The organism is Rahnella sp. BIGb0236 (assembly GCF_004364755.1).
In the GTDB taxonomy this organism is placed as follows: Bacteria; Pseudomonadota; Gammaproteobacteria; order Enterobacterales; family Enterobacteriaceae; genus Rahnella; species Rahnella victoriana.
On the sequence record NZ_SOAO01000009.1, the window covers coordinates 165399 to 178501 of the forward strand.

The 13103-nt window shown below is 51.7% G+C and carries 10 protein-coding genes; all 10 read left to right on the top strand.

Annotated elements, in window-relative coordinates:
- Positions 1-4 precede the first annotated feature (4 nt).
- Complete coding sequence (cdsA, locus tag EDF78_RS18030; protein ID WP_095923212.1) at positions 5-853, top strand: phosphatidate cytidylyltransferase; 849 nt, start codon at positions 5-7, stop codon at positions 851-853.
- A 41-nt stretch (positions 854-894) separates the two neighbouring features.
- Positions 895-2250 (top strand): sigma E protease regulator RseP, encoded by a 1356-nt coding sequence (gene rseP / locus EDF78_RS18035; protein WP_133823605.1) that lies wholly within the window; start codon positions 895-897, stop codon positions 2248-2250.
- Positions 2251-2286: 36 nt separating this feature from the next.
- Positions 2287-4707, top strand: a complete 2421-nt coding sequence (gene bamA, locus EDF78_RS18040) for an outer membrane protein assembly factor BamA (RefSeq protein WP_095923210.1) — start codon at positions 2287-2289, stop codon at positions 4705-4707.
- Positions 4708-4859: 152 nt separating this feature from the next.
- Positions 4860-5357 (top strand): molecular chaperone Skp, encoded by a 498-nt coding sequence (skp, locus tag EDF78_RS18045; RefSeq protein WP_095923209.1) that lies wholly within the window; start codon positions 4860-4862, stop codon positions 5355-5357.
- Between the two features lie 2 nt (positions 5358-5359).
- The gene (gene lpxD / locus EDF78_RS18050; protein ID WP_095923208.1) at positions 5360-6382 is read left to right on the top strand and encodes a UDP-3-O-(3-hydroxymyristoyl)glucosamine N-acyltransferase; all 1023 of its coding nucleotides are present in this window, start codon (positions 5360-5362) and stop codon (positions 6380-6382) included.
- Positions 6383-6530: 148 nt separating this feature from the next.
- Complete coding sequence (gene fabZ, locus EDF78_RS18055; protein ID WP_095923207.1) at positions 6531-6986, top strand: 3-hydroxyacyl-ACP dehydratase FabZ; 456 nt, start codon at positions 6531-6533, stop codon at positions 6984-6986.
- 3 nt (positions 6987-6989) lie between these two features.
- Positions 6990-7778 (top strand): acyl-ACP--UDP-N-acetylglucosamine O-acyltransferase, encoded by a 789-nt coding sequence (gene lpxA, locus EDF78_RS18060; RefSeq protein WP_095923206.1) that lies wholly within the window; start codon positions 6990-6992, stop codon positions 7776-7778.
- 18 nt (positions 7779-7796) lie between these two features.
- Positions 7797-8945, top strand: coding sequence for a lipid-A-disaccharide synthase (gene lpxB / locus EDF78_RS18065; RefSeq protein WP_131693849.1), 1149 nt, complete (start codon positions 7797-7799; stop codon positions 8943-8945).
- Positions 8942-9538 carry a ribonuclease HII gene (gene rnhB, locus EDF78_RS18070; protein ID WP_119822817.1) on the top strand — a complete coding sequence of 199 codons (597 nt, stop codon included), beginning with the start codon at positions 8942-8944 and terminating at the stop codon, positions 9536-9538. Before lpxB ends, rnhB begins: the two co-directional genes overlap by 4 nt.
- Positions 9539-9609: 71 nt before the next feature.
- Positions 9610-13092, top strand: a complete 3483-nt coding sequence (dnaE, locus tag EDF78_RS18075) for a DNA polymerase III subunit alpha (RefSeq protein WP_131693848.1) — start codon at positions 9610-9612, stop codon at positions 13090-13092.
- The last annotated feature ends 11 nt before the right edge of the window (positions 13093-13103 follow it).

Below are 13103 nucleotides of genomic sequence, written 5' to 3' on the forward strand. Positions count from 1 at the left end.
ACATTTGCTGAAGTATCGCATTATCACAGCTCTGATTTTAATACCGATTGTTATTGCTGCACTCTTTTTACTGCCGCCGGTCGGCTTTGCCATCGTGACACTGGTTGTGTGCATGTTGGCGGCATGGGAGTGGGGACAACTTGCCGGACTCGCCACACGTAATCAGCGTATCTGGCTGGCGATTTTATGTGGTTTTCTGCTGGCGGCAATGATGCTGAGCATTCCCGCTTATCAGCAAAGTGTACATTTGTTGCAAGTCGGTGGCTCGTTATGGGCGGCACTTGCCTGGTGGTGCGTGGCGCTGGTGCTGGTCGTGGGTTATCCCGCTTCCGCCGCGTTCTGGCGTGAGTCCCGCGTATTGCGCGTTTTGTTCGGTGTGCTGACGATTGTGCCGTTTTTCTGGGGCATGCTCGCATTACGCCAATACGGTTATACCGAAAATCATCATACTGGCGCATGGTGGTTGTTATATGTGATGCTACTGGTCTGGGGTGCGGATTCCGGCGCTTACCTGTTTGGTAAACTGTTCGGCAAGCATAAACTGGCACCTAAAGTGTCTCCGGGGAAAACCTGGGAAGGTCTGATCGGGGGGCTTCTGACCTCGGCGCTGATCGCCTGGTTGTTTGGCCGTTACGCACCGCTGAGTGTGCAACCCGCCACCTTATTGATTTGTTCCGTTGTCGCGGCGCTGGCTTCAGTGCTGGGTGACCTGACGGAAAGTATGTTCAAACGCGAGGCAGGCATCAAAGACAGTGGTCATATGATCCCTGGCCACGGTGGGATCCTGGACCGTATCGACAGCCTGACGGCTGCGGTCCCTGTATTCGCCTGTCTGATGCTGTTAGTGTATTAATCCGTCGCAGACGGTGAAGTTTCTAAGGAATAGTTAGACATATGATGAACATACTCTGGAGCCTGGCCGCCTTTATCGTCGCATTGGGGGTGCTTATCACCGTGCACGAGTTCGGCCATTTCTGGGTTGCTCGTCGCTGTGGTGTGCGTGTTGAACGTTTTTCTGTCGGTTTCGGGCGTGCGCTGTGGCGTCGTACGGACCGGCAGGGGACGGAATATGTTCTGGCTATCATTCCTCTCGGGGGCTACGTGAAAATGCTCGACGAACGTGTCGAGGCCGTAGCACCTGAATTTCGTCACCAATCTTTCAATAACAAAAAAATCTGGCAACGTGCTGCTATCATCAGCGCCGGGCCAATTGCCAATTTCATTTTTGCCGTTTTTGCATACTGGCTGGTCTTCGTGATCGGCGTGCCAAGCGTGCGTCCTGTTATCGCAAATATCACTCAAAATTCAATCGCTGCTCAATCCAATATTTCACCAGGAATGGAACTAAAGTCTGTTGCTGGTATCGAAACGCCTGATTGGGATTCAGTTCGTATGGCGTTAGTTGGCGAAATTGGCGATGATCAAACGACCGTGGGAGTGGCGCAATTTGGCTCGACTCAGGTGACTGAGAAAACGCTCGATTTGCGTCAATGGCAGTTTGATCCTGAAAAGCAGGATCCGGTGGTCTCTCTGGGTATGATTCCCCGAGGGCCGCAGATAGAATCTGTTCTGCAGGAAGTGCAGCCAGATTCCGCCGCGCAAAAGGCGGGTTTGCAAGCCGGAGACAGGATCGTTAAAGTCGATGGTCAGATTCTGGAAAATTGGCAGTCGTTTGTCATACAGGTACGTGACAATCCGGGCAAACCAATTGCACTGGAAGTTGAGCGGGCGGGAAATCCTGTCCCGTTAACACTGACGCCGGACACGAAGTCCGCAGGCAAAGGCAAGATACAGGGTTTTGCTGGTGTGGTACCGAAGGTGATACCGCTGCCTGATGAATATAAAACAATCCGTCAGTATGGTCCGTTCGTGGCGTTTTATGAGGCCGGGGATAAAACCTGGCAACTGATGAAACTCACCGTGAGCATGCTGGGTAAGTTAATTACCGGGGATGTAAAGCTGAACAATCTGAGTGGCCCAATTTCCATCGCACAGGGCGCAGGAATGTCAGCTGAGTATGGTTTGGTGTCTTACCTCACGTTCCTGGCACTCATTAGTGTCAATCTGGGGATCATCAACCTCTTCCCGTTACCGGTATTAGATGGTGGACACCTGCTGTTTCTCTTAATAGAAAAGCTCAAGGGTGGGCCAGTTTCCGAGCGAGTTCAGGACTTCAGTTACCGCATTGGTTCAGTTTTGCTGGTGTTGTTGATGGGGCTTGCACTTTTCAATGATTTCTCCCGTCTTTAAGGCCGGAGATTAGGTTAGGAAGAACGCATAACAACGATGGCGATCAAAAAGTTGCTCATAGCGTCGCTGCTGTTTGGCAGCGCCACCGTATACGGTGCAGACGGTTTCGTAGTGAGAGATATTCATTTCGAAGGCCTGCAGCGAGTTGCCGTCGGTGCGGCGTTACTCAATATGCCGGTTCGCGTCGGTGATACGGTTACTGAAGATGATATCAGTAACACCATTCGTGCATTGTTTGCCACTGGCAACTTTGAGGACGTTCGCGTCCTGCGTGATGGTGATTCTCTGATTGTTCAGGTTAAAGAACGTCCAACTATTGCCAGCATTACTTTCTCCGGTAACAAATCGGTGAAAGATGACATGCTGAAACAAAACCTGGAAGCCTCTGGCGTCCGTGTTGGCGAAGCCCTTGACCGTACAACCATCGGCAGTATCGAAAAAGGTCTTGAAGACTTCTACTACAGCGTCGGTAAATACAGTGCGTCGGTAAAAGCGGTTGTGACCCCTTTACCACGTAACCGTGTTGACCTGAAGCTGGTCTTCACCGAGGGTGTTTCTGCAAAAATTCAGCAGATCAACATTGTTGGTAACCATGCCTTCACGACCGATGACCTGATTTCACGCTTCCAGCTGCGTGATGAAGTGCCATGGTGGAACGTGGTCGGTGACCGTAAATACCAGAAACAAAAACTGGCAGGTGACCTTGAAACCCTGCGCAGTTTCTATCTGGATCGCGGTTATGCCCGTTTCAATATTGATTCGACGCAGGTCAGCCTGACGCCGGACAAAAAAGGCATCTACATCACGCTGAACATCACAGAAGGTGATCAATACAAACTTTCTGGCGTTGAAGTGACCGGCAGCATGGCGGGTCACTCAGCAGAAGTACAAAGCCTGACTAAAATTGATAAAGGCGAGCTGTATAACGGCGCCAAAGTCACCAAAATGGAAAACGACATCAAGCAGATGTTGGGGCGTTATGGTTATGCCTATCCACGTGTGACGACACAGCCAGAAATTAACGATGCAGACAAAACCGTTAAACTGCATATCAACGTGGATGCGGGTAACCGTTTCTACGTGCGTCATATCCGCTTTGAAGGGAATGACACCAGTAAGGACAGCGTACTGCGCCGTGAAATGCGTCAGATGGAAGGTGCCTGGTTAGGCAACGATCTGGTCGATAAAGGTAAAGAACGTCTGAACCGTCTGGGTTACTTCGAAACGGTTGATGTTGATACGCAGCGCGTTCCGGGTTCACCGGATCAGGTTGATGTTGTCTACAAAGTGAAAGAACGTAACACCGGTAGCTTCAACTTTGGTGTGGGCTACGGTACTGAAAGTGGTGTCAGCTTCCAGGTGGGTGTCCAGCAGGACAACTGGCTGGGTACGGGTAACTCCGTCGGCATCAGCGGTACCAAGAACGATTACCAGACGTATGCCGAATTCACTATCACTGACCCGTACTTCACCGTTGATGGCGTAAGTTTGGGTGGTCGTATCTTCTATAACGACTTTAAAGCAGATGATGCGGACCTGTCTGACTATACCAACAGAAGTTACGGTATTGGCGGCAACCTTGGTTTCCCAATCAATGAGAACAACTCATTGCGTCTGGGTCTGGATTACGTACATAACGATCTGTCCAATATGGAACCTCAGATCGCCATGTTCCGTTATCTGAACTCTGTTGGCCTGAAACCTGCGGTGACCACCAGTGACAACGCGGATGCTGACTTCAGTGCGAATGACTTCTTCGCCAATATCGGCTGGGGTTATAACAACCTCGACCGTGGCTACTTCCCGACAGCCGGGACGAAAGCCAGCCTGAACGGTAAAGTGACTGTTCCGGGCTCTGATAACGAATATTACAAAATCACTTTTGATTCAACCAGTTATCTGCCACTGAATCAGGATCGTGATTGGGTGCTGATGGGCCGTGCGCGTGCAGGTTACGCTGATGGTCTCGGCGGCAAAGAAGTGCCGTTCTACGATAACTTCTATGCCGGTGGTTCAAGCAGTGTTCGTGGTTTCCAGTCGAACACCATTGGTCCAAAAGCGGCATATTACAAATGTACTACGGCTAATACCTCGTACAGCGGTTGTCCGATTGATAACTCGGACGATGCAGTCGGTGGTAACGCAATGGCTGTATTGAGTGCGGAACTGATCGTTCCTACTCCATTTGTTAGCGAGAAATACGCTAACTCCTTGCGTACTTCCCTGTTCGTGGACAGCGGTACCGTCTGGGATACCGGTTGGGAAAACACCCCGCAAACTATTGCGGCCGGCGTTCCTGATTACAGTAAACCAGGCAACATTCGTGTTTCTTCAGGTCTTGCGTTGCAGTGGATGTCTCCACTTGGGCCATTGGTCTTCTCTTACGCACAACCGATCAAGAAATACGAAGGCGACAAGGCAGAACAGTTCCAGTTTAACATTGGTAAAACCTGGTAACGTCCTGCCTGAACAGAGTTTGTTCAGCAGAATCGCAATGGCCTGATGCTGAAAGTGATACACGGGTTTCGGCCCGTGTATTGTTTTAGCATCCGGTGTTTTGTGTAATTTACTGTGCCAGATGGCACAACGGGTGATGGAAGGAGTTTATAGTGAAAAAGTGGTTATATGCCGCAGGCCTCGGTTTAGTTATGGCTTCTTCAGCCAGCGTTCAGGCTGCTGATAAAATTGCTATCGTTAACGTAGCAAGCATTTTCCAACAAATGCCTGCACGTGAAGCTGTAGCAAAACAGCTGGAAAACGAGTTCAAAAGCCGCGCGACAGATTTGCAATCTCAGGAACGTGATCTGCAAACCAAAATGCAACGTCTGCAACGTGATGGCTCAACCATGAAAGCCAGCGATCGTTCTAAACTCGAAAAAGACGTAATGGCTCAACGCGAAGCGTTCTCAGCTAAAGCGCAACAATTCGAGCAAGATAACCGTCGTCGTCAGGCTGAAGAACGTAACAAAATCCTGAGCCGTATTCAGGATGCTGTGAAATCTGTAGCCAGCAAAGAAGGTTATGATGTTGTTATCGATGCAAACGCCATCGCGTATGCTGACAATGACAAAGATATTACTGCTGATGTGCTGAAACAGGTTAAATAAACATGTCTTCAATTCGACTGGCTGATCTCGCACAGCAGTTGGATGCACAATTGCACGGTGATGGCGAAATTGCCATCACCGGCGTTGCTTCAATGCATTCCGCACACTCTGAGCAAATCACGTTTTTATCAAACAGCCGTTACCGTGAACAGTTGGCCTCCTGTACCGCAGGTGCCGTAGTGTTGACGGAAGCGGATCTGCCATTTTGCCCTACAGCGGCATTAGTGGTTAAAAACCCTTACCTGACCTATGCGCGTATGGCGCAATTGCTGGATACGACACCAGCACCTGCACAGGATATTGCTGCGAGTGCGGTGATCTCTGACAGTGCTTCTTTAGGTAAGAATGTCTCGGTTGGCGCAAATGCAGTCATCGAATCCGGCGTGGTGTTAGGTGACAATGTGGTCATCGGTGCCGGCTGCTTTATCGGTAAAGAAGCGAAAATTGGCGCAGGTACGCGTCTGTGGGCCAATGTTTCAATTTATCATCGTGTTGAAATCGGTGAGATGTGTCTGATTCAGTCCGGCACAGTGATCGGCGCTGATGGTTTTGGCTATGCCAACGATCGGGGTAACTGGATCAAGATCCCTCAGCTGGGCACCGTGATTATCGGTGATCGTGTTGAGATCGGAGCCTGTACCACCATCGACCGTGGTGCACTTGATGATACGATCATCAGTAACGGTGTCATCATTGATAACCAATGCCAGATTGCACACAACGTCGTGATTGGAGACAATACGGCGGTTGCGGGCGGTGTTATCATGGCCGGTAGTCTGAAAATCGGTCGTTACTGCCAGATTGGCGGAGCCAGTGTTATCAATGGTCACATGGAGATTTGTGACCAGGCCGTTGTGACAGGAATGGGAATGGTAATGAGACCAATCACTGAACCTGGGGTATACTCCTCCGGTATCCCGTTACAACCGAATAAAGTTTGGCGTAAGACGGCTGCATTGGTAATGAATATTGACGAGATGAATAAGCGCTTGAAAGCTGTCGAGCGTAAAATCGAAAAAGACTAATTACCACCTACGGTGCTGCTTTGTGTTCCCTTCGTTGAGTGAACCTGCGACATACGTTCCTATTTGCGGCCTGCCTGATGACCTTCTTTTGGGGTCTGGCAGGCCGTGTTATTGATGCCATCAGTTTTTTATAGACAGGAAGAGTATTTTGACTACTGACACTCATACTCTGCGTATTGAAGAGATACTGGATTTACTGCCACACCGTTACCCGTTCTTACTGGTTGACCGCGTGCTGGATTTTGAGAAAGGGAAATTTTTGCGCGCTGTGAAAAACGTTTCTTTTAACGAACCGTTCTTCCAGGGCCACTTCCCGGGCAAACCGATTTTCCCAGGTGTTTTGATTCTGGAAGCGATGGCGCAGGCCACCGGCATTCTGGCGTTCAAAAGCGTAGGAAAACTGGAGCCAGGTGAATTGTATTACTTTGCAGCAATTGACGATGCACGCTTTAAACGTCCGGTCTTGCCGGGTGACCAGATGGTTCTGGAAGTTGAATTCATTAAAGAGCGTCGTGGCGTTGCTCGTTTTAAAGGTGTCGCTAAAGTCGATGGTGAGATCGCTTGTGAGGCATCAATGATGTGCGCCCGTCGCCGGGAGTCCTAATACATGATAGACAAAACCGCCTTTATTCATCCAAGCGCTATTGTTGAAGACGGTGCCGTAATCGGTGCCGGAGTGCATATCGGTCCTTTCTGCTACGTGGGTTCCCAGGTAGAAATCGGAGAAGGTACCGAGCTTAAATCACACGTAGTTCTTAATGGCGTGACCAAAATTGGTCGCGATAACCGCATTTTCCAGTTCGTTTCCATCGGTGAAATTAACCAGGATCTGAAATATGCCGGTGAACCAACACGCGTTGAGGTCGGCGATCGCAACAATATTCGTGAGAGCGTCACCATTCATCGTGGTACCGTTCAGGGCGGTAGTCTGACAAAAGTGGGCAGCGATAACCTGTTGATGGTTAACGCGCATATCGCTCATGATTGTGTCATTGGGAATCGCTGTATTCTGGCGAATAACGCGACCCTTGGTGGCCACGTTGAAGTCGATGATTTCGCGATCATTGGCGGTATGACCGCAGTGCATCAGTTCTGCATTATCGGCGCGCATGTGATGGTTGGCGGGTGTTCTGGCGTGGCTCAGGACGTTCCTCCGTTTGTCATTGCGCAGGGTAACCACGCGACACCATTCGGTATCAATATCGAAGGGCTTAAACGTCGTGGTTTCGAAAAAGCCGATCTGCACGCTATCCGCAATGCTTATAAGTTGCTGTATCGCAGTGGTAAAACGCTGGAAGAAGCACAACCGGAAATCGCTGCTATCGCGGCTGAATTCCCGAAAGCTAAACCCTTCAGCGATTTCTTTGCCCGCTCAACACGCGGCATTATTCGCTGATCTGCGCTACGGAAAACAATGCAAAAGCCTGTTCTGACAATTGGTCTGGTAGCCGGTGAAACATCCGGCGATATTCTTGGCGCGGGTCTCATTCGTGCGCTGAAAAAGTATCATCCTGATGCCCGCTTTGTCGGAGTTGCAGGTCCGCTGATGCAAGCGGAAGGATGCGAAGCCTGGTACGAAATGGAAGAACTGGCGGTGATGGGCGTGGTGGAAGTGTTAGAACGGCTGCCACGCCTGTTGAAAATCCGCAAAGATCTGACCCGTCGTTTTAGCGAACTGCAGCCTGATGTGTTTGTGGGCATCGATGCCCCTGATTTCAACATTACGCTGGAAGGGCGCTTAAAGCAGCGCGGTATCCGCACGATTCATTATGTCAGCCCGTCTGTCTGGGCCTGGCGACAAAAACGTGTTTTCAAAATCGGGAAAGCCACGGATCTGGTTCTGGCATTTCTGCCTTTCGAAAAAGCGTTTTACGACAAATTCAATGTTCCCTGCCGTTTCATTGGCCACACGATGGCTGATGCAATGCCGTTGCATCCTGATAAACAGGCTGCGCGTCAGACTCTCAATATTCCTGATGATGTGCACTGTCTGGCGTTACTGCCGGGAAGCCGTCATGCTGAAGTTGAAATGCTCAGTGCGGATTTCCTCAAAACCGCATTGCTGCTGAGGCAGACCTATCCTGATTTGCACATTGTTGTGCCCCTGGTGAATGCCAAGCGCCGCGAGCAGTTTGAGCGTATTAAAGCGGAAATTGCCCCTGATTTACCGGCCCACTTGCTGGATGGCCAGGGTCGCGAAGCGATGATCGCCAGTGATGCCGCGCTGCTGGCTTCGGGCACGGCTGCGCTGGAGTGCATGCTGGCAAAATGTCCGATGGTTGTCGGTTACCGTATGAAGCCTGCCACTTACTGGCTGGCAGAGCGTCTGGTGAAAACACCCTATGTTTCTTTGCCGAATTTGCTGGCAAGACGGGAAATTGTGACCGAACTCCTGCAGACTGAATGCGTGCCGGACAAACTCTCTGCGGCATTGCTGCCTTTACTGGCCGGCGGTGAGAAAAGTCAGGCGCTGCGCGAGACTTTCCTTGAGTTGCATGAAAGCATCCGCCGCGATGCGGACGAACAGGCTGCTCAGGCCGTAATGGAGCTGGCAAACCGATGAGCGATATATTTATCTATCCGCAGGCCGTGTGTATCGCCGGTGTGGATGAAGTCGGGCGTGGCCCGTTAGTGGGCGCCGTGGTCACCGCTGCCGTCATCCTTGATCCCGCAAGACCGATCCTGGGGCTGGCGGATTCCAAGAAGCTGACGGAAAAGCGTCGTGAGGCGCTCTACATCGAAATTAAAGAGAAGGCGCTGGCCTGGAGCCTCGGGCGCGCTGAGCCGCACGAAATCGATGAACTGAATATTCTTCATGCCACCATGCTGGCGATGCAGAGAGCCGTTGCCGGTTTGGCTATCACGCCTGATATGGTGTTGATCGACGGTAACCGTTGTCCGAAGCTGCCAATGGCCTCACAGGCGGTGGTGAAAGGGGACAGCAAAGTGGCTGAAATCAGTGCGGCATCTATTCTGGCGAAGGTCACCCGCGATCGTGAAATGGTTGAACTGGATTTACAGTTCCCTGAATATGGATTTGCCAGGCACAAAGGTTATCCGACGCCGGTGCATCTCGAAAGCCTCGCCCGTCTCGGCGCAACCGCACATCATCGTCAGAGTTTTGCACCGGTGAAACGCGTACTCGGGCTGGCATAACGCCTCATGTGTTACTGCCCGCCCGGGTGAAAGAAATACACTTTTAATTCACTCATTTCTGGATCCTGGATATGGCCGAACCTCGTTTTATTCATCTGCGTGTACATAGCGACTATTCCATGGTGGATGGGCTCGCCAAAGTCGGCCCGCTGGTGAAATGCGCAGCGTCGCTCGGCATGCCTGCTCTGGCGATTACCGATTTTACCAACCTCTGTGGTCTGGTGAAATTTTACGGCGCGGCGCACGGTGCAGGCATTAAGCCGATCATTGGTGCTGACCTGAATGTGCAAAGTGAAATTCTCGGTGATGAGCTGGCTCAACTGACTGTTCTGGCGATGAACAATCAGGGTTATCAGAACCTGACGCTGTTGATTTCACGCGCCTATCAGCGTGGCTACGGCGCGGCCGGGCCGATTGTTGACCTCGACTGGCTGGCAGAACTCAATGAAGGGCTGATCCTGCTTTCCGGCGCAAGAATGGGCGATGTCGGTAAGTTTCTGACCCGTGGCAATGATTTACAGGTCAGCCAGTGTCTGGATTTCTACCAGCAGTATTTCCCCGATCGTTATTATCTTGAACTGATCCGTACCGGCCGTGCGGAAGAAGAAAACTATCTGCATGCCGCAGTCGCGCTGGCGACTGAACGCGGTCTGCCGGTGGTGGCAACCAATGACGTGCGCTTTATGGTGCCGACCGATTTTGACGCCCATGAGATCCGCGTTGCGATCCACGACGGCTTCACGCTGGATGATCCTAAACGTCCGCGCAATTACACCTCACAGCAATATATGCGCAGCGAAGATGAGATGTGTGAGCTGTTTGAGGATGTACCGGAAGCGCTGCAAAACAGCGTGGAAATCGCCAAACGCTGTAACGTCACTATCCGTCTCGGCGAGTATTTCCTGCCGCAATTCCCGACCGGTGACATGACCACCGAAGATTTTCTGGTGGAAAAATCAAAAATCGGCCTGGAAGAGCGTCTGGAATTTCTGTTCCCTGATCCGGAAGTTCGCGCACAACGACGGCCTGAGTATGACGAGCGTCTGGATATCGAACTGAAAGTGATCAACCAGATGGGTTTCCCCGGCTACTTCCTGATCGTCATGGAGTTCATCCAGTGGTCGAAAGATAACAGTGTACCGGTGGGGCCGGGGCGCGGATCCGGTGCGGGTTCTCTGGTGGCGTATGCCCTGAAAATTACCGATCTGGATCCGCTCGAATTTGACCTGCTGTTCGAACGTTTCCTTAACCCCGAACGTGTTTCCATGCCCGACTTTGACGTCGACTTTTGCATGGAAAAACGCGACCGGGTGATCGATCACGTTTCAGAAATGTATGGCCGTGAAGCCGTTTCGCAGATCATCACGTTTGGTACCATGGCAGCCAAAGCGGTTATCCGCGATGTGGGCCGCGTTCTGGGCCATCCGTATGGTTTCGTTGACCGTATTTCCAAACTGGTGCCGCCTGATCCGGGGATGACGCTGGAGAAAGCGTTTGCCGCTGAGCCGCAGTTGCCGGAAATCTATGAGGCTGACGAAGAAGTTAAGTCGCTGATTGACATGGCGCGTCAGCTGGAAGGCGTCACCCGTAACGCCGGTAAACACGCCGGGGGTGTGGTGATCGCACCGACAAAAATTACCGACTTCGCACCGCTGTATTGCGATGCTGAAGGCAACCATCCGGTTACCCAGTTCGATAAAAATGACGTGGAATACGCCGGGCTGGTCAAGTTCGACTTCCTCGGTCTGCGTACGCTGACCATCATCGACTGGGCGCTGGCGATGATTAACGCCCGTCGTGCAAAATCCGGCGAAGCCCCGCTGGATATCGCTGCCATTCCGCTGGATGACAAAAAAAGCTTCGACATGCTGCAACGCTCGGAAACCACGGCGGTGTTCCAGCTTGAATCCCGCGGCATGAAAGATTTGATCAAGCGTCTGAAGCCCGACAGCTTCGAAGATATGATCGCACTGGTGGCGCTGTTCCGTCCGGGGCCGTTGCAGTCAGGCATGGTAGATAACTTTATCGACCGTAAACACGGCCGCGAAGAGATTTCCTATCCGGATATTCAGTGGCAGCATGAATCCCTGAAACCTGTTCTGGAGCCGACCTACGGCATCATCCTGTATCAGGAACAGGTTATGCAGATCGCGCAGGTTCTGGCGGGTTATTCGCTGGGTGGCGCGGACATGTTGCGTCGTGCAATGGGTAAGAAAAACCCGGTAGAAATGGCCAAGCAGCGCGGCGGTTTTGAAGACGGTGCGAAATCACGCGGCATTGACGGCGAACTGGCGATTAAAATCTTCGATCTGGTAGAGAAATTTGCGGGTTACGGTTTTAACAAATCCCACTCAGCAGCCTATGCTTTAGTGTCGTATCAGACGCTGTGGCTGAAAGCGCACTATCCGGCGGAGTTCATGGCAGCGGTAATGACCGCCGATATGGATAACACCGAGAAAGTGGTCGGGCTGGTGGATGAATGCTGGCGTATGGGGCTGAAAATCCTGCCGCCTGATATCAACAGCGGCCTGTACCATTTCCACGTGAACGACGAAGGTGAAATCGTTTACGGCATCGGCGCGATCAAAGGCGTGGGTGAAGGCCCGATTGAAGCCATCATTGAAGCACGTAATGAAGGCGGCTATTTCAAAGAGCTGTTTGATCTCTGCGCACGCGCCGACGTCAAAAAGCTCAATAAACGCATTCTTGAAAAACTGATCATGTCCGGGGCATTTGACCGGCTGGGGCCGCATCGCGCCGCGCTGATGAGCTCGCTCAGTGATGCGCTGAAGGCGGCTGATCAGCATGCCAAAGCGGAAGCCATTGGTCAGGTGGATATGTTCGGTGTGCTGGCAGAGGCTCCTGAGCAGGTTGAAAAGTCCTACTCGAACGTGATGCCATGGCCGGAACAAACGGTTCTCGATGGTGAACGTGAAACGCTCGGGTTGTATCTCACCGGCCATCCGATCACCCAGTATCTGAAAGAAATTGAACGTTATGGCGGCGGCCAGCGTTTGAAAGATATGCATCCGACGGAACGGGGCAAAATGACCGTTGCGGTGGGGCTGGTTCTCGCCGCGCGTGTCATGGTCACCAAACGGGGTAACCGTATTGGGATCTGTACGCTTGACGATCGTTCCGGTCGTCTCGAAGTGATGTTGTTCACCGAAGCGTTGGAAAAATTCCAGCATTTATTGGAAAAAGACCGTATCCTTATCGCCACAGGACAGGTCAGCTTTGATGACTTCAGTGGCGGGCTTAAAATGATGGCCCGCGATGTAATGGACATCAGTGAAGCACGGGAAAAATATGCTCGCGGTCTTGCTATCTCGCTGACTGACAGGCAAATTGATGACCAGCTTTTGAACCGTCTCCGCCAATCGTTGGAACCACATCGTTCGGGGACGATACCAGTGCATCTGTATTACCAACGAGAAAACGCAAGAGCCCGGCTACGATTCGGGGCGTCATGGCGTGTTACGCCAACGGACAAACTATTGCTGGATTTGCGAGGCCTGGTCGGTACTGAGCAGGTGGAACTGGAATTTGACTAAAATAGGAATGC